Source organism: Henriciella aquimarina, from assembly GCF_002088975.1.
Taxonomy (GTDB): domain Bacteria; phylum Pseudomonadota; class Alphaproteobacteria; order Caulobacterales; family Hyphomonadaceae; genus Henriciella; species Henriciella aquimarina.
Genome location: NZ_NCST01000059.1, coordinates 11,337 through 34,383 on the forward strand (window position 1 = coordinate 11,337; position 23,047 = coordinate 34,383).

20 protein-coding genes and 1 tRNA gene are annotated in these 23,047 nt (G+C 59.9%); 18 read left to right on the top strand and 3 right to left on the bottom strand.

The window, feature by feature from the left end:
* A complete protein-coding gene (locus B8784_RS08115) occupies positions 1-3,516 on the top strand; it encodes an ATP-binding protein (protein ID WP_084397250.1) in 3,516 nt (1,171 codons plus the stop codon).
* Between the two features lie 22 nt (positions 3,517-3,538).
* Here B8784_RS08115 and B8784_RS08120 read toward each other — a convergent pair whose 3' ends face one another.
* The gene (locus B8784_RS08120) at positions 3,539-5,431 is read right to left on the bottom strand and encodes an ATP-dependent nuclease (RefSeq protein ID WP_084397253.1); all 1,893 of its coding nucleotides are present in this window, start codon (positions 5,429-5,431) and stop codon (positions 3,539-3,541) included.
* Positions 5,432-5,901: 470 nt separating this feature from the next.
* Here B8784_RS08120 and traG point away from each other — a divergent pair, with 470 nt between their 5' ends.
* From traG to B8784_RS08135, 3 genes are all read left to right on the top strand, one after another.
* Positions 5,902-7,824, top strand: a complete 1,923-nt coding sequence (traG, locus tag B8784_RS08125) for an IncP-type conjugal transfer protein TraG (RefSeq protein WP_084397255.1) — start codon at positions 5,902-5,904, stop codon at positions 7,822-7,824.
* Between the two features lie 3 nt (positions 7,825-7,827).
* Complete coding sequence (locus B8784_RS08130; RefSeq protein WP_084397257.1) at positions 7,828-8,205, top strand: hypothetical protein; 378 nt, start codon at positions 7,828-7,830, stop codon at positions 8,203-8,205.
* Between the two features lie 69 nt (positions 8,206-8,274).
* Entirely contained in the window at positions 8,275-8,502 is a 228-nt protein-coding gene (locus B8784_RS08135; RefSeq protein ID WP_084397259.1) for a hypothetical protein, read from the top strand.
* Here B8784_RS08135 and B8784_RS21280 read toward each other — a convergent pair.
* Complete coding sequence (locus B8784_RS21280; RefSeq protein ID WP_143435371.1) at positions 8,499-8,741, bottom strand: hypothetical protein; 243 nt, start codon at positions 8,739-8,741, stop codon at positions 8,499-8,501. The genes B8784_RS08135 and B8784_RS21280 overlap by 4 nt on opposite strands.
* Here B8784_RS21280 and B8784_RS08140 point away from each other — a divergent pair.
* The 14 genes from B8784_RS08140 (at position 8,740) to B8784_RS22180 (ending at position 22,956) form a co-directional block, all read left to right on the top strand.
* A complete protein-coding gene (locus B8784_RS08140) occupies positions 8,740-9,240 on the top strand; it encodes a thermonuclease family protein (RefSeq protein WP_143435372.1) in 501 nt (166 codons plus the stop codon). The genes B8784_RS21280 and B8784_RS08140 overlap by 2 nt on opposite strands.
* Before the next feature lie 105 nt (positions 9,241-9,345).
* The gene (locus B8784_RS08145; RefSeq protein ID WP_084397263.1) at positions 9,346-11,376 is read left to right on the top strand and encodes a TonB-dependent receptor; all 2,031 of its coding nucleotides are present in this window, start codon (positions 9,346-9,348) and stop codon (positions 11,374-11,376) included.
* Between the two features lie 146 nt (positions 11,377-11,522).
* Positions 11,523-12,503 (top strand): P-type conjugative transfer ATPase TrbB, encoded by a 981-nt coding sequence (gene trbB, locus B8784_RS08150; RefSeq protein WP_084397266.1) that lies wholly within the window; start codon positions 11,523-11,525, stop codon positions 12,501-12,503.
* A 12-nt stretch (positions 12,504-12,515) separates the two neighbouring features.
* Complete coding sequence (locus tag B8784_RS08155; protein ID WP_084397268.1) at positions 12,516-12,848, top strand: TrbC/VirB2 family protein; 333 nt, start codon at positions 12,516-12,518, stop codon at positions 12,846-12,848.
* 66 nt (positions 12,849-12,914) lie between these two features.
* Positions 12,915-13,181, top strand: a complete 267-nt coding sequence (locus tag B8784_RS08160) for a VirB3 family type IV secretion system protein (RefSeq protein ID WP_084397270.1) — start codon at positions 12,915-12,917, stop codon at positions 13,179-13,181.
* Positions 13,175-15,613: a conjugal transfer protein TrbE gene (trbE, locus tag B8784_RS08165; RefSeq protein WP_084397272.1), complete on the top strand. Its 2,439-nt coding sequence runs from the start codon at positions 13,175-13,177 to the stop codon at positions 15,611-15,613. The genes B8784_RS08160 and trbE overlap by 7 nt, the downstream gene beginning before the upstream one ends.
* Positions 15,614-15,624: 11 nt before the next feature.
* A complete protein-coding gene (gene trbJ, locus B8784_RS08170; protein WP_084397274.1) occupies positions 15,625-16,338 on the top strand; it encodes a P-type conjugative transfer protein TrbJ in 714 nt (237 codons plus the stop codon).
* 5 nt (positions 16,339-16,343) lie between these two features.
* Complete coding sequence (gene trbL, locus B8784_RS08175) at positions 16,344-17,663, top strand: P-type conjugative transfer protein TrbL (protein WP_084397277.1); 1,320 nt, start codon at positions 16,344-16,346, stop codon at positions 17,661-17,663.
* 5 nt (positions 17,664-17,668) lie between these two features.
* Positions 17,669-18,367 carry a conjugal transfer protein TrbF gene (gene trbF, locus B8784_RS08180; protein WP_169712617.1) on the top strand — a complete coding sequence of 233 codons (699 nt, stop codon included), beginning with the start codon at positions 17,669-17,671 and terminating at the stop codon, positions 18,365-18,367.
* Entirely contained in the window at positions 18,364-19,371 is a 1,008-nt protein-coding gene (gene trbG, locus B8784_RS08185) for a P-type conjugative transfer protein TrbG (RefSeq protein WP_084397282.1), read from the top strand. Before trbF ends, trbG begins: the two co-directional genes overlap by 4 nt.
* Positions 19,368-20,624 (top strand): TrbI/VirB10 family protein, encoded by a 1,257-nt coding sequence (locus tag B8784_RS08190; protein ID WP_084397283.1) that lies wholly within the window; start codon positions 19,368-19,370, stop codon positions 20,622-20,624. Before trbG ends, B8784_RS08190 begins: the two co-directional genes overlap by 4 nt.
* The gene (locus B8784_RS08195; protein WP_034768653.1) at positions 20,624-20,860 is read left to right on the top strand and encodes a DUF2274 domain-containing protein; all 237 of its coding nucleotides are present in this window, start codon (positions 20,624-20,626) and stop codon (positions 20,858-20,860) included. Before B8784_RS08190 ends, B8784_RS08195 begins: the two co-directional genes overlap by 1 nt.
* A 2-nt stretch (positions 20,861-20,862) precedes the next feature.
* A complete protein-coding gene (locus B8784_RS08200) occupies positions 20,863-21,174 on the top strand; it encodes a DUF736 domain-containing protein (RefSeq protein ID WP_084397285.1) in 312 nt (103 codons plus the stop codon).
* 195 nt (positions 21,175-21,369) lie between these two features.
* The gene (locus B8784_RS22180; protein WP_407646476.1) at positions 21,370-22,956 is read left to right on the top strand and encodes a recombinase family protein; all 1,587 of its coding nucleotides are present in this window, start codon (positions 21,370-21,372) and stop codon (positions 22,954-22,956) included.
* Here B8784_RS22180 and B8784_RS08220 read toward each other — a convergent pair.
* Positions 22,913-22,989: transfer RNA gene (locus B8784_RS08220), tRNA-Met, on the bottom strand. The two genes, B8784_RS22180 and B8784_RS08220, sit on opposite strands and share 44 nt — an antisense overlap.
* Positions 22,990-23,047: the final 58 nt, after the last annotated feature.

Below are 23,047 nucleotides of genomic sequence, written 5' to 3' on the forward strand. Positions count from 1 at the left end.
ATGCGCTTCAGCGCTCTTCATCTGACTCGGTTTGGGTGCTTTACGAACGAGTCGATCGATTTCGGGAGCACCAGCGAGGCGCCGGATTTTCACATCGTCTATGGAGACAATGAAGCCGGGAAGTCTACTCTTCGCAATGCCATCACAAGCTTTTTGTACGGCATCCCCGCCCGCACAGAGTACGACTTTATCCACGACTACAAAGCGCTTCAAATTGGAGCCGAACTCGACACGGGCGCCGGTCCTCTTTCGGCCGTTCGGGTTAAGGCGAACCGAGACGCTCTGCGCTCGCCCGAAGGCGCCGTCTTATCAGAAGACATTCTGAGGCGGGAGATGCTGGCCCTAACCGAGACGGACTTTATCAATCTGTTCTCACTTGACTTGCAGTCCCTCTTGGACGGCGGGGCGGATATTCTGCAGGCAAAAGGCGATCTTGGGGCTTTGTTGTTCGCCGGCGCCTCCGGACTTTCCTCCGTCACTTCGACACTGGACCGCGCCCGCGAGAAAGCGAGCGAGTTCTTCAAGCCAAGAGCTACGTCCACTGCGTTGGCCCAATCGCTAAAACGGCTCAAGGAAATTGATGGGGAACTGAAAACACTCGACGTTCACGCACCGGAGTATCGGCGCATGAAGCGAAAGGTGGACGAAGCGAAGCGCGCCTACGAAACCGCTGCTGACGAACAAAAGCAACGGCGCGCCGCATATGAGAAAGACAAAGCGGTTTTGCAGGCGATTGAGCCCTGGCGCGAACTTCGGGAGCGCCAAGACCGCTTGGAGGCATTTGGTCCGCTTCCTCCGGCCGACGATGAAGCACTTGAGCGCGCACGCCAGCTACAAGCCGAACTGAAGGCGTTGAACGATGCCAAAGATGCGCTGGAGGCGCGCCTAAAGCGTACAGAGGACGAGCTAGACGATCTGAAGCCGCCACCTCATCAGGACAAGTTGGTAAACGGACTCGAAGCGCTGATCGCCGACGATCATGAGGCGCGCGCCCGCACAGCAGCACTCGATTTGCCGAGCCGCCATGATGAGTTGGAAGCGCTTGGACGGGACGTGAACAGCCATCTTGCACGGCTTGGTGAGCAAGAAGACTCCGAGCCAGAAGCCCTGCTCGTATCCAAAACCGACGCCGCCAATATAAGGGCGCTTGCTGAAACTGGTGAAAAACTCTCAGCGGCGTATGAGCAGGCCGTTGCTGAGCAGGACAAGGCTATATCTGATCTCGCTGTCGCGAAGGATGAACTCTCTGCGCTGACTGAACCTGTTGATATCGCACCTTTGGATGATGCGATCACCTCTTATCGGCCCGACCTCGATGCTGTCAGACTCGAGGATCTGGAAACCGAAGTTGAGGCTTCGAAAAGAAGTCTTGACCGCGCGTTACTAAGCCTGGCGCCTTGGAGTGGTACGCCTGAAGAACTAGAATCCTTGACGCCTCCGTCCGCGTCTGAACTCGAAGACATCCATAGCCGGTATGACAAAGTAGCAACTGCTCTAGAACGACTTCAGTCTGACCGCCGCAACCTCAACCGGAGCATCGAAAACGAAACGGCGCAACTCGATGAAATGAATTCCGATCCAGAAATCGTTTCAGACGATACGGCTGGCAAGCTGCTGAAAGCGCGGGACGATCTTTGGACCGATCATCGCCGCGCTATAGATCAGGGCGTCGTCAATCAAATTAAGCTCAGCGCCACCGCCTTTGAAACCGCCATGCGCGAAATCGATGTCGCCGTCACAAAACGTATCGCGCATGCGTCCAGGATCGGGCAAGTCAAAGAACGCCGGCTCAAACAATTAGGCGCGATCGCTGAACGTGAGGCTATCGACAAAGCGATTGAAGAAACCATCGAGAGACTGACCGGATTGGATCACGAGCTTTCGCGTCTCGCCGGAACCGCGGGTCTGCCAGCGTCGACTAGCGCCTCAACCATCAAAGCGTGGCGCGGAGCGTGGGGAATCGCACAAGAGGCATTGAACACATATCAGGATCGGCGCGCCTCATTCAAGAAGAGGCAAGAGCGCTTCACGGCTGCCGCTTCCGCGCTCAGGCAAGAGTTGAAGTCTGTTGGCGTGGAGGATTCTGGATCAGACGAAACGGTTCTGGCCACGGCCCTTAGAACACTACATGATCTGCGCAATAGCGCCGAAGCCTATAGGATTGCAAAGGCCGAATACGACACGTTGGCGAGACAGCAACGTCAGCGCGCCGATGCGGTCGAAAAGGCAAAGACGAATACTGAAGAATGGGAAAAGGAGTGGAATCGCGCACTCAAGGAACTTTCGTTCGCGCTAGGTCGTCCGGCCGCGATCAAGGCGAGGCTGGACGATCTGGCCAGTCTTGCCGGCGCTCTGGATGAAAGAAAAAGATTAGCGCGCCGTATTGCACTTATGGAAGCGAGTGAAACAACCTTCGCTGATGCCGTCGTCCAGCTTTCCTTAGATACCGGGATTGGAGATTCAAACGCGCCTCATTTCGATTTGCTAGGCACCCTGAAGTCTGAATTGAGAAGTCTGGACGCAAGGACTGCACAGAGACTGAAGCTTTCCGAGCAGATCGATCAGAACAAGGGAGAATTGGAAGAAACGGTTCGCAAACTCGCCGCGGTAGACAAAGAGGCGATCGCGCTTTGCGAGCGATCGAACGCGGAGGACATCGCCCACTGCATCAAGACACTCAATTCAGCGAGCGCGGCGAGAACGCTTTCTGACGAGATTGGTGACCGCCGCCGGCGACTGTCTAATCTCCTCGCCACCGAAGCCGAAATCGAATGGTCGCAGATGCTGGCGCCGCTGCTGGACTCGATGGATGCGTTGGCACGCGCAGAAGCTGAGCTGAAGGTCGATCAGGCGCAAATTGAAATTGAAGAGAGCCGCGTGCGGGAGCTTTACGCTGAGTGGAAAGACGCCGAGCGGGCGCAGGAAGCCGTCAACGAAGATGAATCGGCGGCGCAACTTCAGCAGGAGCGGACGACTCTCCTTGCAGAGATCGAACAAGGCGCTCGTCGCTATATCAGCTTAAAAGCAGGCGCTTTGATTGTAGACGAAGCGGTTCGGCTTTTCAGAGATCAGCACAGGGGCGCCATGTTGAAGTCCGCCAGTGATGCGTTTTCAAAGATAACCCGTGGGAGGTATCCGAGACTGGTCACGGTAAGTGCGGACGACCGCGAGACGCTGGTCGCTGAACGCGATGACAAGACAACGCTTTCAGCGGACAAGCTGTCCACGGGCACGCGGGCACAGCTCTATCTCGCCCTCAGAATCGCAGGTCACGCCGAATATGCGAAGTCTCAGACGCCGCTACCATTCATTGCGGACGATATCCTCGAAGCGTTCGATAATCACCGCGCAAAGGAAACACTGACGCTCTTGTCCAGCATGGCGGAGTCAGGTCAGGTCATTTACCTCACGCATCATGAGCATCTGGTCGATATGGCCCGCACCGTCGCGTCTGATCGCTGCAAGATCCACAGATTGAACTCGAAGGCCACCGGTGAAGCGTTGGCGACCGAGTAACGCCCAGCACTCTAACACGGCCTTACCAGGAGTCGTCGCATAGTCTCGACGTGACTGCGTCCAGCTTGCCGAGTGTCCAGCCTCGATCTGCCGCAACGCACATGAGCTCGTACAGGAACAGCGAGTTCTTGTTCAGCTTGGCGACACCGCCGCAGAGTGCGCGCGCCTCTGTTTTTGCAGACTCCAATTCCCCATCAGCAACGTCGGAGAAAATCGATCCCTGGATATCGTTGTGCCAAACGGCCATTTTCGACCCAACGAAATCAGTATCGGGGAAATCAGATAGTCCGTCTTCGCCCGCCCATTTGAACAGGGCGTTGTTTAAGGCCTTATGGTCTTCGCGAGCGCCTTCCTTGCAGTTGCTGTCCCCATCGAACATCAGGAAAGTAGGGATTTCCATCGCCTCTGCTAACAGGCAGCACCGCAGTAGGTCCGACTTCCCATTGACCGGCACGATCGAAACGCCGCGTCGGCGAAACTCCTTTTCGAGCCCGGTTGCATAAATCCACGTTGTGAGGACGACCTGATCTTCGATGCCTTCAACGAGGACAAGCTTGTCTGTGAAAAGCATCTCACTCAGCGCTGGTTGTAACGTTGTGTCGAGACGCGCCCGCAGACCCTTGGGAGGCTGCGGGGCCTTTCCCACTATCTCCGCTTCGCGATCCGCCAGTTGCTGGTAGACGGCGGCGCAGCTGTAGGCTTGGTCAGCCACGTTTCGTCGGATCGCCCGGACGTTTTCGAAGCCACGACCAGAGACGAAGTATGGGCTATGCGTCGCCGCCAAGACCTGTGCGTTGCCATCCGAGAGCTGCTGTAGGACCTGGGCGAGGTGTTTCGCCTGAGGCGGATGCTGATAAAGTTCAGGCTCTTCAATCCCCAGGACGAGCGTTGAAATGTTCTTGTCTCCGAGCGTCGCCAGCTCCTGCAAGAGGCTGATAAGATAAGAGCGCTGCAGGCCATGACCGATGCGCGCCAAGCTGCCTTCGAAGCCTTGCTCGCCCGTTTTCAGGCGTGCGGCCGGCTCTTCGATTTTGAACTTTGCAGGATCCTGATACCAGGCGATTGAGACCGTGGCGCGCGGATTGCCCCAGTCTTGCAGGCGTTCTTGCAGGGACGAGGACAGCTCGCTCAGAGCGCCATTCTCCGCTTCGATCAGTTCTTGGTATTGGGCCAAAGTCGAATTTCGTAAATCCTGAATCTGATCGCCGAAATCGACTTTGGACCGGACCGCTCGATCAAGCAGCTTGGAGAAGGCGGTGTTCTTGCTCTCCAATTCCTCAGTCGCCGCGTCTTTCACGGCGGGCACGTAGACCCATTGAATGTGTTTCTCCAGAAGATTAGCGCCTTTGGAAAAGCCGTAGAATTGCGACTCGCTCTCCAGCTCTTCGCAGAGGTCGGGATGGCTTTGTTCAAAACTGTTCAGCGCTTCCTGCCCGGCCGCCGCACTCGACCATTTCGGCAGTTCGGTGAATGAGCCTTGGAGGTCTTCATAAACCGCCTTCTTGTCTTTCGCGCTTTGGGCTTCGAAGAATGGCCTGAACTTTCCGATCCCCATACGCGATCCGTACTGCCGAATGCCGGCGCCGCTTTCCGAGAATTCGGCACGCGCTGTAACGATCAGCTTATTGCCGCGCACATAGTGCTTAAAATCTTCCCGGGCTTCGTCGGAAAGATCGACAAACGTGACCTTGATTTCGATCGGTTCGGACGTGTCCTTTTGAAAGAAGTCTTCATCTGCCAGATTCCTGACGTCGGTCGCGTTTCCATCCTGATAGCCGAAAAAGACGTTCAGCGCGGCCAAAACTGTGGACTTACCAACGCCATTGGCCCCGACCAAGCAGGTATAGTCGTCAAAATGGATCGTGCAGTCTTTGAACGCGCGAAAGTTTTTGATGCTGACACTTTCAATTCTCATTTGGCCGAGTCCTTCGTCAATATCTTTGGCCGCATTACCCCCTTCTCGCCGGATTCAACTTGTATTGGAATGAGGTCAAACGAAGTAATTTCATTTGGCTTTTTATGCTCGCAGTATTTCTTTGGAGGAGAATTCACGTCACGCCTAGCTTTGACTGATTGATTTCGCTCAGAGATGCTCAACCAGATGTTTTTGAACCTCGGTTATGCGGTTGCCGAGAAGCGACCTCGACGCTTTCGAACACTAGAGTGCAGGTTGATTGAACGGCCAAAGGCCCATTTATCGTGCAATTTTAGGGTTAATTTCTAATCTCATTCTGTCTGCCTCTAGGGAGAATCGGCCATCGCCGCTGACGACAGCTTCTGCGATTAGGGTGTCACAACTGACTACTTAGAATTCCCCAAAAGTCCCATCGCAAATCCAAGCTCGACTGGCATCATTGCCCCGCAACGTAGCGTAGGGGTCCAAGTATTACTCCAACCAAGTTTCTCCTCGGCCAGTTCCTGCTGACGCTTTTGCTGATCACCTGTTCGGTGTGGATAGCGACGCAGTGGGTGGCAGGTGTTCTGGACCATCAACCCCGTTTGGGCGGTGCTTGGTTCGAATTGGCTGGTCAGCCTGTCTACAAGCCCTGGCGACTGTTCCAGTGGTGGTATGCCTATGACGCTTATGCGCCGGATGTGTTTGCGCGTGCGGGTTTGATTGCCTCGTTGGGCGGCATCGCCGGGATTGTGATGGCGATCATCGCTTCGCTCTGGCGGGCAAGACGCGAAAAACATGCGACGACTTACGGCTCGGCGCGCTGGTCTTCGGTCCGGGATGTTCGCCGATCTGGTCTGCTCGGTTCGTCTGGTGTGGTGCTGGGACGGTTCAAAGGGTGCTATCTCCGGCACGCTGGCGCCGAGCATGTCATGGCCTTTGCGCCGACCCGGTCGGGCAAGGGTGTGGGCTTGGTGATCCCCACCCTTCTCTCCTGGACGGGCAATGCGATCATTCACGACATCAAGGGAGAGAACTGGGCACTGACGTCGAAGTGGCGGTCGAGTTTCTCCCGATGTGTTCGGTTCGATCCGACTGATTTGTCGAGTTCCCGCTTCAATCCATTGCTGGAAGTGAGGCTTGGCGCTCACGAGGTGCGCGACGCACAGAATGTGGCGGACATTCTCGTCGATCCGGATGGCTCCCTCGAGCGGCGAAGCCATTGGGACAAGACGGCGCATTCACTGCTCGTTGGTGCTATCCTGCATGTTCTTTATGCCGAAGATGACAAATCGCTCACGGGCGTGGCGACGCTGCTGTCGGATCCGGCCCAGCCGATCGATGACACGCTGGAACGAATGCTTGAGGCAAACCATCTCGGAAGCCGTGACCGGCCATTGACGCATCCGGTCGTGGCGGAAGCGGCGCGCGAGCTCCTGAACAAGTCGGAGAATGAAAAGTCGTCGGTCGTGTCAACGGCAATTTCATTCTTGGGGCTTTATCGCGATCCGGTCGTCCAACGGGCGACCTCCGGCTCGGACTGGAAGATCGAGGACCTGTTTCGGGGAACGCGGTCCGCATCCCTGTACTTGGTTGTTCCGCCATCTGACCTGTCACGGACGAAGCCCTTGATGCGGTTGATCCTCAACCAGATTGCCCGGCGGCTTTGCGAAGAGCTGCCCGATGGGCAAAACCGCCGGCAGACCCTGTTGATGCTCGACGAGTTTCCAGCGCTCGGACGGCTCGACTTCTTCGAGAGTTCGCTCGCCTTCATGGCGGGCTATGGAATCCGCGCCTTCCTGATTGCGCAGTCCCTGAACCAGGTCGAGAAGGCTTATGGGCAGAATAATTCCATCCTCGACAACTGCCATGTCCGGATTGCCTTCGCGACCAATGACGAGCGCACAGCCAAGCGTATTTCCGACATGCTCGGTACCACAACGGAGCAGCGAAACCAGAAGAATTATACCGGCCACCGGCTCGCGCCCTGGCTCAGCCATGTCATGGTCTCGCAACAGGAAACCCAGCGCCCGCTTCTGACGCCTGGCGAAGTAATGCAGATGCCGGCCGATGACGCGCTGGTCTTCTTGGCGAGCCATCCACCAATCCGCGCGAAGAAGCTCCGCTACTATGAAGACCGGAACTTTACCGAGCGAGTTGGCGCACTGCCGCCTGAGGCTGCCGGTACGGATAAATCGGGGTTTGGCGGATACCATCAGTCTGGCCCGTCACCGTCAAACGACGATGCCGGCGGACTGGCGCGGTCGGTTGGTCCTGACATCGGCGATGAGGATGAAGTTTCGCAAGATATTGCGAGTGAGGAAGATCGCGCACCGCAGCAACGGGGCGGCATACAGGATCAGATCGCTCGCTACTACCTGCATGCACAGGAAAATGGCGGACGGGAGATTTAGGACATGCCGCGCAATCCAAGACTTCATATCCGCGTCTCGGAGACCAACCATCGCAAGGTGAAGCAGTTCTCCGCGGCGCATGGTGTCCATGCCGGTGCGCTGGTGGATGAAGCGCTCACACTCCTGTTCACGCCGCCTGAAGACCGGCCAGATGCCGCAATTATCCAGAGGCTGGAGCGGGTCGAAGACCAGGTCGAAAAGCTTGAAACCGGTTCCGCCTTCCTGACCGACCTCCTGATTGAATTCATCTTCGAATGGCTACGCCAGCGGCCCGGTCCAAGTCCCTTCCAGACGGATGCCGATGCCGCCCGCGCCAGGAAAGAGCTGGAAGCCTTGACCCGGCGTGTCGCCGACCGGTCGAACGCCCATATCTGGCAGTGAAATAGCGCTATTGTCCGGCCAGCCGAACCGACGCTCGCTTACCTCTGATTGAACGATCGGAGGCAATTCATGCGGCAGCTCTTATGGCAAGTTGATACGGTCATTGTGGATCTCGAGGACAGGGACGCCAGGGTTTCACTCATTCACAAAAAGTCCCTGAGCGAAGTGACGGTACGATTCAGGCTGACACCGAAACAACTGGAAGATGATGCCTTGTCCTTGCGGCGCCGCATTGAGTTTCTTGCCACAGACCTGATCCTCGACCTCGGCTCCTTCCTGGATTCCGTGCCGGACTAGCCGTCGGCAATGGCCGCTGCCACGAACGCGCCGATGACGAGAACGACAAGCACCCAGAAAATCAGGGGCGGCGGTTTCGGGACATAGTCGCCGCTCTTGTCATTGTCCCAGCCCATTCGCTTCAACTCCTCTTGCTGTGGAACAATGCAGGCAAAGCTGGCTGAACACCAGAGCAAACCCTCCCGCCACAGGATCAACATGCTTGCCAGGACAATGGTGACAGATAGGCTGGCGCTCATGAAGAATCACCTGGTTGCCATCCTTGCAGTCTCCGTCCTGATCACGCAGGCGGCCTGCTCATATGATGTCGAAGCAGACACGTCATCTGACGCAGCCGATACAGTCGCCGGGGTCGCCTCCGTTGTCGATGGCGACACGATCGAGATCCATGGCAAGAAAATCCGGCTGTCAGGTTATGACACACCGGAGCGCGGGGCGCGTTGCGGTCCGGTCAATGTCTATCAGAAAGCAGCATTCGCCCTGTCCGATTTCATCGGCCAGCGGACTGTAAGCTGCGCTGTTACAGGTACTGATCGCTGGGACCGGCTGGTTGCGACCTGCTCGGTTGGCGGCAAGGACCTCGGCGATTTCATCGTGAGCGAAGGCTGGGGCCGGGACTGGCCTCAATACAGCCAGGGACGATACGCCGACGAAGAGAAAAGGGCGCGGGCAACGAAGTCAGGTCTGTGGGGACTTGATTGCCCGGCTGACCTTTGGGGCAACCGGACTTATAACTGACCCTCCCATTTGGCACTCCTCCCAATTGCGCGGGCTCGCTATGCTATTGATAATGCGTCGCATTGGCATGAAGGGCAGACGAATGGGAAGGAGATCTTGCTGACTATGAGAAAAATACTCATTCTTGCCGGGCTTGCGGCTTGTGCGATAGACGCTCAGGCGGAAGAGACTGAAAACCGGCTTGAGTCCGTTGTCGTACACGGCCGGGGGCTGGAGCTGATTGGCGAGGCCGGGGCCGCGAGCGAAGGCGTGGTCGGCTATGCCGACTTCGAGGACCGGACACTGTCGCGCGTGGGAGAACTGGTGGAAGTCATCCCCGGCGCGGTGGCGACCCAGCATTCCGGCGAGGGCAAGGCGAACCAGTACTTCCTGCGCGGCTTCAATCTCGATCACGGCACGGACTTCAACGCCAGTGTGGATGGTGTGCCGGTAAACCTGCGTACACATGGCCACGGGCAGGGCTATCTCGACCTTAACTTTGTGATCCCGGAAATCGTCGAGCGGGTCGATTACTGGAAAGGTCCGTACAGGGCGTTCAATGGCGACTTCTCGGCAGCAGGCTCTGCACGCTACACGACCTATGACACGCTGGACGAATCCTTTGTCGAAGTCTCGGCCGGGGAGTCCGGCTATCTGCGCGGCGTGGCGGCAGGCAGCTTCCAGACCGGGCCGGATACGAGCCTGCTTCTGGCAATTGAAGCGCAGGCTTATGACGGACCATGGGACCTCGACCAGGACCTTGAAAAGCTGAACGGCATCGCAAAGCTCGTTCACGATTCAGGGCCCTGGCATTTCAACCTGACAGGCATGGCCTATGACAGTTCCTGGACGGCGACAGATCAGGTGCCGTTGCGGGCTATCCAGAATGGCGACATCGGCCGGTTCGGCTATATCGATGATGACCTCGGCGGCGAAACGCGGCGCTTCGGCCTGACTGGCAACGCAAGCTATGCTCATGCCGATGGTGCGGAGACCAAACTCGCCGCTTATCTGGTCGACTACGAGCTGTCGCTCTTTTCCAATTTCACCTACTTCCTCGAAGACCCGGTGAACGGGGACGAATTCGAACAGCGCGATGAGCGGACCTATTATGGCGGGTCCATCTGCCATGCACGCGACCTGGGGCCGCGTCTGAAGCTGCGGGCCGGGGCGGAGGCGCGAATTGACGATATATCCGATGTCGGATTGTTCCGCACGGCAGGCCGGATGCGGCTCTCAACGGTGCGGCAGGACAGCGTCGATGAGACCAGCCTTGCCGCCTGGGGAGAGATCGAAGCGCAATTGACCAATACGCTGCGCGGCACATTGGGTGTCCGCGGCGATTACTTCAAGGGCGAGGTCGATGCCCGCAGCCTGCCCGCGAATGGCGGAGAAGCGGATGATACGATGCTCTCCCCCAAGGTGGCACTGGCGTGGCGTCCGGCAGATGGACTTGAGCTCTACGCGAACTATGGGCAAGGCTTCCATTCGAACGATGTGCGCGGGGCGACCATCCAGATCGATCCGGCAAACGGAGACCCGGCCGATCCCGTGCCGATCCTTGTCCGGGCCGAGGGTGCAGAAATTGGCGCGCGCCTGGAGCGCGGTCCCCTGAAAGCATCCGTGGCGGTGTTCACGCTGGACCTGGACTCAGAGCTTGTCTTCGTCGGGGATGCCGGCACGACCGAAGCCAATGACGCTTCCTCGCGGACGGGCGTGGAGGCCAGCCTGTTCTGGCAGCCTGCAGACTGGTTCGTTGCCGACCTGAGCGCGGCATGGACCGATGCGGAGTTTGACATTCCCGGCAATGAGACGGCGATCCCTGGCGCGGTGGAGGAAGTGATTGGCGGCGGTTTCGTCGCGCGGTTCGACCCGTGGACCTTCAGCGGCCGCCTCCGGCACTTTGGCAGCGCGCCCCTGATTGAAGACGGATCTGTCGAGTCGGACGGGACGACCCTCGTGAACTTTGGCGCAAGTGTCGACTGGCGGCAGGCGACATTCGGCCTGGAGCTGCTGAATGCCTTCGATTCAGACGATGCCGACATCACCTATTTCTTCGAATCGCAACTGCCGGGAGAAACCTCACCGGTGGAAGATATCCACCTGCATCCGGTCGAGCCGAGGCAGGTAAGAGTCAGCGTACGGTACAGGTTCTGACGTGCGCTCGCCCGGCTGGTCGTGTGAATAGCCGCGCCTGTCCCACAAGTTCCCTGCACACCCTTGCTCACCTATCTGCCCCAACTGGGAATTGCGCTTTCCTGATGTGAGTTTGCCCTCATCACTGATGAGGACTTCTGGACATCATGCCTGCCCTGCCCCAGCCCAGCGAGACAGAGACCCGCCGCACGGCGATGCTCCGCACGGCTTTTGACGGGCCGGTTGGGGCAGCGCTGGCAGCTCCCGATACAATCGAAATTCTCGCCAATCCCGATGGATCGGTCTGGGTCGAGAAGGCTGGTTACGGGCTACGTCGCGCATCCGAGACTCTCGGGCGCGCGGAACGAGAACGCATTATCCGCCTTGTCGCATCTTCTGTCGGGGAAGCGTGTGACCGGGCGTCGCCGATAGTGTCGGCCGAACTACCTGGCTCCGGCGAACGGTTTGAAGGTATCCTGCCGCCCGTCTCGGAAGCACCCTGCTTTGCGATCCGCAAACCGGCCGGCCAGCCCATCGCACTCGATACCTATGTCGAGACAGGTGCGCTGACACCTGCGCTCTGTGTCGGACTGCGGCAGGCGCTGGAAGACCGGCTCAATATCGTTGTTGCCGGCGGGACGTCGTCGGGCAAGACGACCTTTGCCAATGCGCTGCTGTCTGAGCCTGTTCTTGCTGAAGACCGGATCGTCATCCTGGAAGACACGCGGGAGCTCCGCTGTTCCGCTGAGGATGTGACGCAGCTCAGGACGCACCGGTGCGGCATCACACTCCGTGATCTCGTGCGCTCGACCATGCGGCTCCGGCCTGACCGGATCATTGTCGGCGAAGTCCGCGGCGGCGAAGCGCTCGACCTACTCAAGGCCTGGAATACAGGCCATCCGGGCGGGATCACAACGCTACATGCGAATTCAGCCTCAGGCGCACTTACCCGGCTTGAACAGCTGGTTGAGGAAGCGACGACCGCCCTTCCCCACGCTCTGATCGGCGAAGCGGTTGACGTGATCGTCTTCATGTCCCGCGCGAGCGGCGCGCGCCGCGTCGAGCAGGCGCTCCGGATCACCGGCTTTGACGGCACCGAATACCGGACCGAGCCGCTCGCCGCCCCCTTTCTCAACATCGTCAATTAAGGAGACCGATAGATGTTCTACGACCAGATCAAGGCCCTCAACCGATCGCTTCAGGCCGGCGTGCTGCTGGCTTCGGTGAGTGTGCTTTCGCTCCCGGCGCATGCCGCTGGCACAGGCATGCCGTGGGAAGGCCCGCTCGACCAGATTCTGCAATCGATCGAGGGCCCTGTCGCCCGGATCGTAGCTGTGATCATCATCACGCTGACCGGCCTGACGCTCGCCTTCGGGGAGACCTCCGGCGGGTTCCGCAAGCTGATCCAGATTGTGTTCGGCCTGTCGATCGCCTTTGCAGCGACCTCGTTCTTCCTGACCTTCTTCTCCTTCGGCGGCGGCGCGGTGCTCTGATGGTGAAGACTGGTCTGACCGCGGCAGACGAAACGCTCCAGTGGAGCGTTTCGAAGGAGGAACGCAATGAGCGTTAGCGATTGCCAAGGCTACGAGATTCCCCTCCACCGCTCGCTCGCCGAACCCATCCTGATGGCAGGCGCGCCGCGCTCGGCCGCCATTGCCATCGGGACAATCGCAGCAGCTTTGGCGCTCGGCCTCAGGCTCTGGATACCGGGGCTTGTGGTCTGGGTGGCGGGACACTCGCTCGCTGTCCTCATGGCTCGGTCTGACCCCGACTTTCTCACCGTCGCAATCCGGTCTGCCCGACACAAGGAGCATCTCTCATGCTAAACCTCTCCGAATACGCGGCGAAACCGGCACACCTCTCAGACTACCTCCCCTGGGCGTGCCTCGTCGCGCCGGGCGTCGTCCTCAACAAGGACGGCGCCTTCCAGATAAGCTTCCGCTATCGTGGCCCCGACCTTGAAAGCTCGACGGAAGCCGAACTCGTTGCGGTCACGGCACGGGTGAACAATGTGCTCCGCCGGTTCGGGACTGGCTGGGCGCTCTTCTTCGAGGCAGTGCGGTCCGAAGCCGTTGCCCTTGAAGAGAGTTCATTTGAATGCACTGCCGCCTGGCTGATCGAGCAGGAACGGCGTGCAGCCGCCGAAGAGACCGGCGCCCGGTTCGAAAGCGCGTATTATCTGACACTGCTGTGGCTTCCGCCGGCAGATGCGACAGGACGGGCCGAGAAGGCGCTGATCGAGCGGCCCGAAAAGCGGGATGGCGAAGACTGGCGCCAGCGGCTGGACCATTTCCAGACGCGCGCGGCGCAGACGCTGGACCTGCTCTCCACCGCACTGGATGAAATCCATCCGCTCTCGGATGAAGAGACGCTCACTTATCTGCATGCCTGCATCTCGTCGAAACGGCATGTCGTGACGGTTCCGGAACTGCCGGTCTTTCTCGACGCGGTGCTCGCCGATGAGTCCTTTGCAGGCGGGCTGGAGCCCCGCATTGGCGAGGCGCACCTTGCGGCGCTGACCCTGCTCGGCTTTCCGGCATCGACCCTGCCCGGCATGCTCGATGAGCTGAACCGGCTTGGTTTCTCCTATCGCTGGACGACGCGCTACATCGCGATGGACAAGGCCGAGGCCGAGAAGCTTCTTGCGAAGAAGCGCCGGCACTGGTTTGCGAAGCGCAAATCGGTTGGCGCTGTCCTGCGCGAGACGCTGTTCAACGAGCAGGCCGCGCTTCTCGACAGTGATGCCGACAACAAGGCCGCCGATGCCGATGCGGCGCTGCAGGAGCTTGGCTCGGATCTTGTCTCATATGGCTATGTCACGACCACGCTGACACTGATGGGTGCCTCCCGCGAAGAAGTCGAGGAACGCACCCGCGCGGTCGAGCGGGTGATCAATGGGCGCGGGTTTACGACCATCCGTGAAACACTGAACGCCGTTGAAGCCTGGCTTGGCTCCCTGCCCGGCCACGTCTACGCCAATGTCCGCCAGCCCATTCTACACACGCTGAATCTCGCTCATCTTGTGCCGATCTCGTCTGTCTGGGCGGGCAATGCGCGGAACGACCATCTCTCTGATCGCGCGCTAATCGAAGCGCAGACCGAAGGCACGACGCCGTTCCGGCTCAACCTGCACGTAGGCGATGTCGGCCATACGCTGATCATTGGCCCGACAGGGTCCGGCAAGTCGGTCCTCCTGTCGCTGCTCGCGGTGCAATGGCAGCGCTATGAGGACGCGCAGGTTTTCCTCTTCGACAAGGGACGGTCGGCGCGCGCGGTTACCTTGGCCATGGACGGCACCTGGTTGCCGCTGGCGGGCGATGAGCGTCCGGCGCTGCAGCCGCTTCGGGACATCGATAGCGACCGCGGGGCAAGCTTTGCCGCAGATTGGCTGATCGGCCTGATCGAGGCCGAAGGCGTGACGGTTACGCCGGATCTGAAGTCTGTCTTGTGGGACGCAGTGCGGTCGTTGGCGTCAGCACCAGCCGCCGAGCGCACGCTGACCGGGCTGAGCCTTATCCTGCAATCGGATACACTTAAAGCCGCGCTGCATCCCTACACGCTGGAAGGCGCCTACGGACATTTGCTCGACAGTGATTCCGAAGCCCTCGACCTTTCGTCGATTGCCTGTTTCGAGATGGACGAGTTGATGCAGACGCCATCTGCGGTCGCGCCGGTCATCACCTATCTCTTTCACCGGCTCGACGACCGGTTCGATGGCCGCCCGACCCTGCTCATTCTCGATGAGGCCTGGCTGTTCCTTGATCATCCGGTGTTTGCCGCGCGCCTCCGCGACTGGCTGAAGACGCTCCGCAAGAAGAATGTGGCGGTCGTGTTTGCGACCCAGTCGCTTGCTGACATTGAGGGGGCGTCGATTGCGCCGGCCCTGATCGAATCCTGCCCGACGCGGATCTTCCTGCCGAATGAGCGGGCGCTCGAACCGACTGCTCAGGCCATCTATCGGCGGTTCGGACTTAATGACCGACAGATCGACATCCTCGCCAAGGCCATTCCGAAGCGGGACTATTACTATACCTCGCCCCTTGGCTGCCGGCTCTTCGAACTCGGCCTTGGCGAGATCGCGCTCGCCTTCTGTGGCGCCGCCTCCCCTGCCGACCAGAAGCGGATGGATGGGCTTCTGGAAGCCGATGCGGAAGCGGGCTTCGCCCGAGGCTGGCTGGAGCTGAAACAGCTCGGCTGGGCGGCGGACCTGCTGGCCGGGCAACCCGATGCAACCCTCCCCCAAATCGCCGCTGAATAGGAGCCCCACACATGAAAGCCTTTCTCTCTTCCGTCGCCCTTGCTGCCATTCCGCTATCCGGACTGATGGCGCCGCCGGCTTCAGCGCAGCTGTTCGGTGGCGGCATTGTCTACGATCCGACCAATCATGCCGAGAACATCCTCCAGGCGGTGCGCGCGCTCCAGCAGATCGACAACCAGATCCGTCAGCTCACGCATGAAATCGACATGATCGAGAAGATGGCGCGGGACCTTGAGACGCTCCCCGTCGAGGTCGCCCGCGCAATTATTGCCGACCGCATCCGCCGGATCGGCGAGCTGATGGAAGAAGCCGACGGCATCGGTTATGGCGTCGAGGAGGTCGAACGCGAATACGAAGACCTCTACCCTGAAACCTATGGCGAGACGCCGCCCGCCAATGCGGTCCTTGTTGAGGACGCGCGGATCCGCTGGCAGCAATCCCGGTCTGCGCACAAGCACACGCTGCTCATGGTTGCCGAGACGGTGCGCGACAATGAACGCGATGCCGAGGCCCTGACAGGCCTTGTCGAGGAGAGCCAGACCGCGATCGGCAATCTCCAGGCCCTGCAGGCCGGTAACCAGATCGAGGCCATGTCGGCCCAGCAGCTCATGCAGATGGAAGCCATGATGGCGGCGCATTACCGCGCCGAAGCCCTCGACCGGGCGCGCGAGCTCGAAGAAGCCGAACGCGGCCGCGCGCGGCTCCAGTCGTTCTTCGGGAACTGACCACCATGGAAGAAATGGGCGTCATCGACCGGTTCCTCGAAACCTTCATTGCCTATATCGATTCAGGCTTCGGCCTGCTCGCGGGCGATGTCGCTTATCTGACGACCACGCTGATCGTGATTGACATCACGCTGGCCGGGCTGTTCTGGGCGCTGTCGCAGAATGCCGATGTCATCTCGGGGCTGCTCAAGAAGGTGCTCTATGTCGGCTTCTTCGCCTTCATCCTCGGCAATTTCTCCATCCTGGCGAACATCCTCTTTGCGAGTTTCGCCGATCTCGGGGTGAAGGCCGGCTCATCGACGCTGACGGCCGAGGATCTCATGCGGCCCGGCTATATCGCGGGGGTCGGCTTCGAGGCGGCGCAGCCGCTTCTCGAAGAGATCGGCGACATGCTGGGGCCGATCCGCTTCTTCCATAATTTTATCCTGATCGCGGTCATGCTGATTGCCTGGGCGATCATTCTCGTCGCCTTTTTCGTGCTGGCGGTTCAGCTCTTCGTTGCCATCCTTGAGTTCAAGCTGACGACGCTGGCAGGTTTCGTGCTCGTGCCCTTCGCGCTCTGGAACAAGACCTCGTTCCTGGCTGAACGCGTACTCGGCAATGTCGTCACCTCCGGCATCAAGCTGATGGTGCTCGCCATCGTGATCGGCATCGGCTCGACGCTCTTCACGTCGATCACCGAGGCCTTTGGCGGGCCGGGCGATGTGACACTCGCTGAAGTGATGGGCACGGTGCTCGCCTCGATTGTCTTTCTCTGGATGGGCGTGTTCGCGCCCGGCATTGCCTCCGGCCTCGTGACCGGTGCGCCGCAGCTTGGCGCAGGCTCCGTGGTCGGCACGACAGCGGCAGTCGGTGCAGGCGCTGTGCTGGCGACGACAGGCACGGTTGCGGCAGGACGCGCAGCGCTTGGCGGTGTGTCCGGCGCGGTGAAGGCTGGGGCATCCATGACCGGCGGCGCCCGCACATCCTATGACCTTGGCCGCCTGGCGTCCGGTCATTCTGGATGGCGCGGGGCAGCAGCAGGTATGGCAGGCGTTGCACAGGCTGGCGGCGATACGCTCCGGCGGATGGCAGGACGGCCCTTCGCCTCTGTTGGAAATGCTTATCGGCGCGGCAGCGAAGCCGCTTTTGCCGCGACGGGCGGCACGATGTCGGCCGCGTCCGGCGACGCGCCGTCTACCGGCTCGGCAAGTCCCGCCTGGGCGCGGCGCCTTCGCACAGAACAACGCCTGCAGCATGCCGGCGCGATCACGGTTCATGCCCTCAAGGACGGTGATCGCGGCATGGCGGGCGACAATCCGAAACTACGAAACGAAGAGGACTGATGAGCATGGCCTTCCGGCGCACATCCACCCATTACGGGCAAAGCCCGCATCCCGAAACGCCCTACCAGAAGGCGGGCCAGGTCTGGGACGAGCGGATCGGTTCGGCCCGTGTCCAGGCGAAGAACTGGCGGCTCATGGCGCTGGGCCTGCTGGGGCTCCTCGCGGCGGCGTCTGCAGCCCTTGTCTGGCGCAGCCTGCAATCGACGGTCACCCCCTATGTGGTCGAGGTTGACGATACGGGTGCGGTCAAAGCGGTCGGGCCAGCGCTTGCGCGCTATGAGCCGACCGACGCTCAGATCGCGCATCACCTTGCGAACTTCATTTCCGATGTCCGCAGCCTGTCGATCGATCCGGTGATCGTCCGGCAGAACTGGCTCGCCGCCTATGACTATGTGACGGACAAGGCGGCGATCACACTGAGTGACTATGCGCGCGACAATGATCCCTTCGCCGAGATCGGGCGGCGCTCGCGCAGTGTCGATGTGGTGAGCGTTGTGCGGGTGTCGGAGGAGTCCTTCCAGGCCCGCTGGCTCGAGAAGACTTATGAGAATGGCGCGCTGACCGGCGTCAAACGCTTCACGGGTCTCTTCACCATTGTGAACTCCCCGCCGCGCGATGCCGAAACGCTCCGCGCTAATCCTCTCGGCCTCTACATCCACAGCCTCAACTGGGGCGAAGACCTTGTCACAGGAGACAACAAATGATCCGTACAATGAGCCTTGTATCCGTTCTTGCCTTGGCTACGGCCTGCGCGAGCGTTCCGCCGGAACCTGTCCTCGAAGATACCGCCTTTGTCGAAGCGGCGTTCGTCGAAGACGTGCCAGAGCGGCCTGTCGAGATTGTCGAGACGCCGACCGTACTGCCGCTTCCCGGCCAGATGAAACCCATAGATGGCACGAAGCGGACAGTGACACGGGTCTACACCTCGCCGACCGAGACAATCCGCAAGGGCACAACCGAGGCCAGGATCGAACCTTCCGTCGATGGCTATGTGAACGCGATCCAAGTCTATCCTTATACTGAAGGGGCCCTCTACCGGCTTTATGCCGCCCCGGGCCAGGTCTCCGACATTGCGCTCCAACCCGGCGAAACACTGGTCTCGGTGTCGGCGGGCGATACGGTCCGCTGGATTGTCGGGGATACATCTTCCGGCTCCGGCGGCGCGGCCCGCGCGCATGTGCTGGTCAAACCGATCGCCGCGGGCCTCTCGACCAATCTCATGATCGCGACCGATCGGCGGACCTATCATCTCGAACTCGAAAGCGTCGATGGCACCTATATGGCGGCCCTCTCCTGGCGCTATCCCGCGGATGAGCTGGCAGAGCTGGTGTCGCGCAACAAGCTGGCTGCCGTGCGTGAGGATGCGTCCATTGCACCCGGCATTGCGGTTGACCGGCTCGACTTCGATTATGTCATCGAGGGCGACAAGCCGGCCTGGCGGCCTGTGCGTGTGTTCGATGATGGCCGGCAGGTCTTCATCCAGATGCCGGCGGGTCTTGCGACAATGGACGCCCCGCCGCTCTTCATCCTTGGGGCATCGGGCGACGCAGAACTCGTCAACTACCGGCTCCGCGGCAATTACTACATCGTCGATCATCTCTTCCGGGCCGCAGAACTCCGGATCGGCGAAAGGGACCAGACCGTGGTCAGGATCCGCAAGCGCACCCAGCGCTCCGGCCTTGCGAGCCTGTTCGGAGCGGAAGGATGAACGAGCCGGCCCCCTTCCCGAAACAGGCCGACGAGCTGAAGCTGCGCGCGCGGCCCCGGCCTGTCACGCGGATCAACCGGAAGGTCCTTATGGCAGGTGCCTGTCTCGGCATACTGGGCCTGTTCGCCGCCGCCTCCATTGCGCTCGATCCGCCCAAGGCGGTCGATCCGGCAGACAGCCAGGAGCTCTACAATACGTCGACCAAGCGCGCGCCGGATGGTCTCGCAGACCTGCCAAACTCCTACCTCAATTGGCAACCGGCTGGTGACACGCCAAGACTCGGCGCGCCCATGGCGGGCGACCTTGGCGGCACTGTCGTGGCGGAAGAGGAAGAATGGGGCCTCGAGCCCGACTGGAATGTCGCCCCCTCAGACGACTTCCGGCCATCGGCCGAAGATGAAGCGATCCGTGCGCAGAGACTGGCGGATGCAAAACTGGCCGATGCAGCCGGCAAGGCGAGCGTCTTCTTCGACGTCGGCAACCGGCAGTCACTGGCTGGATCAATCTCTTCACAGGGCGGACTTCCGAACAGCCTGGGCTCGGAATTGCTGGCACTTGCAGCCCAAGGCGCAGGCGCGCCGGGTTTTGCAGGCCCTCCCGGCCAGAACCTTCAGGCAGAGAAGATCGCTTTTGCAGCGGAGAAGCGGGACGGCGACATCTATAACCCGCATGATGTCGAGACCCCGGTCTCGCCCTATCAGGTGATGGCGGGCACGCTGATACCGGCTTCGCTGGTCACGGGGCTGAATTCTGACTTACCGGGCAATGTCATCGCGCAGGTGACCCAGCCGGTCTACGACACGGTGAGCGGTGTACATCTACTGATCCCGCAGGGCGCGCGGCTGATCGGGCGCTACCAGTCGGAAGTCTCGTTCGGTCAGGAGCGCGCGCTCCTGATCTGGGACCGGATCATCCTGCCGGATGGCAGCTCGCTGCAGATATCTGAACCTGCATCGGATTCGCAGGGCTATGCAGGTGTTTCCGACCGAACCGATCATCACTGGGATCGCGTCTTTGCCGCCGCAGGACTCGCGACGCTGCTTGGCATCGGCTCCGAACTTGGCTCTGACGAGGATGATGTTGAGCGCGCAATCCGGCGGGGCTTCGGAGACAGTGTCTCCGAAGCCGGTCAGCGCGTCGTTGACCGCAATCTTGGCATCCAGCCGACGATCCGTATTCGGCCGGGCTGGCCAGTCCGGGTGATCGTGACACGCGATCTTGTGCTGCGGCCCTATTCTGAGGGAGGCCGGTGATGAGCCTCCGCATCGGACAACTCCCGGACCGGACACCAGTGAAGCTCACCGTGTCGGTCGATCCTGATCTTGCTTCCGCGCTTGCCGACTATGCGGCGATCTATGCCGAAACCTATGGCGCGGAAGAGAAACCCGAAACCCTGGTGCCTGCCATGCTGGACATGTTCCTCAGCTCGGATGCCGGGTTCAAGCGGGCCCGCAAGGCCCTTCACGCCAGAGCCAGCAAAGGAGAATAGCAATGGCAACAATCGGCACCTTCAGCCAGAAGGATGGCAAATGGACCGGCACGATCCGGACCATGACAATCAATGTGAAAGCCCAGATGGTCTCGGTGACCGAGAAGGCCGAGGGCGGCCCCGACTACCGGATCTTTGCCGGCGGCGCAGAACTTGGCGCAGCCTGGCGCGAAGAAAGCAAGGATGGCGAGACGCCATACCTGGCAGTGAAGCTCGATGATCCGGGGTTCGAGAAACCGCTACGGGCTGCTTTCTTCGAGAAGGAAGAGGATGGCAGCGGCGTGCTAGTCTGGAACCGGCAGAAGCTGAACTAGATCAGCTTCTGCCTATCGGACCGTGAACCGCAAATACCCCAAACTCGTGCCTCGCGGTCGCCTTCCAAAGGCGATCGCGACACAAACTGAGCCTCCCGAGGACGAATTTTCTGGGGAAATAGCCCCATCCTGGGCGATTGAGCTCGCCGAAGCGCTTGCGCGATATCATGCGAGGTTGGCATATCGGAAAGGGTCATGACCCTAAAAGCCGCCATCTACGCCCGCTACTCGTCGGACCTTCAGTCTATTCGTTCAATCGAAGACCAGATTGCTCTTTGCCGACAACACCTTGAGCAGAAATCCTGGACCGAAACTATTGTCTATTCAGACCGCGCAATTTCGGGCGGCGCGATGGTTACGCGCCCCGGCATACAGGAACTGATAAGGGGCGCTGCGAACGGTCAATTCAATGTGGTTGTCGCCGAGGCCCTCGACCGCATCTCCCGCGACCAGGCTGACACAGCAACAATCTACAAGATCCTCGCCTTTCACGGCGTGTCGATCGTCACGCTTTCCGAAGGCGAAGTCGACTCCATGCACGTCGGCTTCAAGGGCGTGATGAATGAGATGTTCCTGCGCGATCTCGCGAAGAAGACGCGCCGAGGTCAGACGGGAGTTGTGAATTCAGGCAGATCGGCCGGAGGACATTGCTACGGTTACGACATCGTACCGGGTGAGCAGAATGGCATCCTGACCATCAACGAAGATGAAGCTGAGACCGTCAGACGGATCATGCGGCTGTTCGTCGAAGGAAAGTCTCCGAGAAGCATCGCGGCCATGTTGAACCAGGAAGGTGTCGCAGCGCCGCGCGGTTCCGACTGGCGCGCCTCAACGATCAATGGACAGGTCCATGCCGGCAATGGCATCCTGAACAACGAACTCTATATCGGCCGACGCATATGGAACCGCAGGCACAAGGTCACGGATCCCTTCTCCGGCAAGAAGCGCATGCGGGCAAACCCCGAAAGCGAATGGGTTATCAATGAGGTTCCGGACCTTCGGATTGTTGATGATGAACTTTGGCAGGCTGTAAAGCTTCGCCAGCAAAGGCACTCCCGTAAACGTGGTGGAGCAAAGCGACCCACGCGGCTCCTGTCAGGGCTCCTGGAATGCAGTGTCTGCGGCGGTCCGATGTCGATTGTTTCCCAGAACCGGTACGGGTGCTCGACAAGACGCGAGAAGGGCACCTGTTCGAACAATCGAACCATAGCGGCCAAAGAGCTCGAAGAGCGCGTCCTCGCAGGACTGAACAATGCCTTGCTTCATCCTGATGCGCAGAAAGCGGCCGCACGCGAGTTTCATGCAGAACTCGTTCGCCAACAGAAGGCTACTTGTAGCGAACGGTTTCAGCTTGAGAAGGCTATCGCTGAAGCCGGCAGGCGCATAGACCGGATTGTTGATGCAATTGCTGAAGGGATCGCGACCACTGCTCTCAAGCAAAAGCTGGTCGCCCTGGAAGCAGAAAAAACTGAGAACGAGGCCAAACTTGCGGCAATGGGCAGCGAGCCCGTTGTGAGCGTTCATCCGAACGCGGGCGAGCTGTATGCCGAACTAATTGGCTCACTTGTGGAAGTGGTTTCGGACCCGTCTCCTGATGCTGACGAGGTCCGATCAATCTTGAGGAAGACAATCCAACGGATTTGCCTTGAGCCGCGCAAAAATGAGAGCGGATACAACCTTGTTATAAAAGGCGATTTGGCCGCCCTGATTTCTCAGGACGGCCAAACTACTCTTATGATGGGTGCGGGAGGTGGATTTGAACCACCGACCTTCAGGTTATGAGCCTGACGAGCTACCGGACTGCTCCATCCCGCGTCAGCTTATGAACAGGCAACTCTTTTGGGCTGCCCTGAAAATACAAAACCGGCCGCGA

Excerpts from the sequence above, each read along its gene's own strand:
- B8784_RS21280 (WP_143435371.1), bottom strand. The coding sequence starts at position 8,741 with ATGAGCGCCAGCCTATCTGTCACCATTGTCCTGGCAAGCATGTTGATC.
- B8784_RS08115 (WP_084397250.1), top strand. The coding sequence starts at position 1 with ATGCGCTTCAGCGCTCTTCATCTGACTCGGTTTGGGTGCTTTACGAAC.
- B8784_RS08160 (WP_084397270.1), top strand. The coding sequence starts at position 12,915 with ATGAGCGTTAGCGATTGCCAAGGCTACGAGATTCCCCTCCACCGCTCG.
- trbF (WP_169712617.1), top strand. The coding sequence starts at position 17,669 with ATGGCCTTCCGGCGCACATCCACCCATTACGGGCAAAGCCCGCATCCC.
- B8784_RS08140 (WP_143435372.1), top strand. The coding sequence starts at position 8,740 with ATGAAGAATCACCTGGTTGCCATCCTTGCAGTCTCCGTCCTGATCACG.
- B8784_RS08190 (WP_084397283.1), top strand. The coding sequence starts at position 19,368 with ATGAACGAGCCGGCCCCCTTCCCGAAACAGGCCGACGAGCTGAAGCTG.
- B8784_RS08120 (WP_084397253.1), bottom strand. The coding sequence starts at position 5,431 with ATGAGAATTGAAAGTGTCAGCATCAAAAACTTTCGCGCGTTCAAAGAC.
- trbB (WP_084397266.1), top strand. The coding sequence starts at position 11,523 with ATGCCTGCCCTGCCCCAGCCCAGCGAGACAGAGACCCGCCGCACGGCG.
- B8784_RS08195 (WP_034768653.1), top strand. The coding sequence starts at position 20,624 with ATGAGCCTCCGCATCGGACAACTCCCGGACCGGACACCAGTGAAGCTC.
- trbL (WP_084397277.1), top strand. The coding sequence starts at position 16,344 with ATGGAAGAAATGGGCGTCATCGACCGGTTCCTCGAAACCTTCATTGCC.
- B8784_RS08135 (WP_084397259.1), top strand. The coding sequence starts at position 8,275 with ATGCGGCAGCTCTTATGGCAAGTTGATACGGTCATTGTGGATCTCGAG.
- B8784_RS08155 (WP_084397268.1), top strand. The coding sequence starts at position 12,516 with ATGTTCTACGACCAGATCAAGGCCCTCAACCGATCGCTTCAGGCCGGC.
- B8784_RS08200 (WP_084397285.1), top strand. The coding sequence starts at position 20,863 with ATGGCAACAATCGGCACCTTCAGCCAGAAGGATGGCAAATGGACCGGC.
- B8784_RS08130 (WP_084397257.1), top strand. The coding sequence starts at position 7,828 with ATGCCGCGCAATCCAAGACTTCATATCCGCGTCTCGGAGACCAACCAT.
- trbG (WP_084397282.1), top strand. The coding sequence starts at position 18,364 with ATGATCCGTACAATGAGCCTTGTATCCGTTCTTGCCTTGGCTACGGCC.
- B8784_RS22180 (WP_407646476.1), top strand. The coding sequence starts at position 21,370 with ATGACCCTAAAAGCCGCCATCTACGCCCGCTACTCGTCGGACCTTCAG.
- trbJ (WP_084397274.1), top strand. The coding sequence starts at position 15,625 with ATGAAAGCCTTTCTCTCTTCCGTCGCCCTTGCTGCCATTCCGCTATCC.
- trbE (WP_084397272.1), top strand. The coding sequence starts at position 13,175 with ATGCTAAACCTCTCCGAATACGCGGCGAAACCGGCACACCTCTCAGAC.
- B8784_RS08145 (WP_084397263.1), top strand. The coding sequence starts at position 9,346 with ATGAGAAAAATACTCATTCTTGCCGGGCTTGCGGCTTGTGCGATAGAC.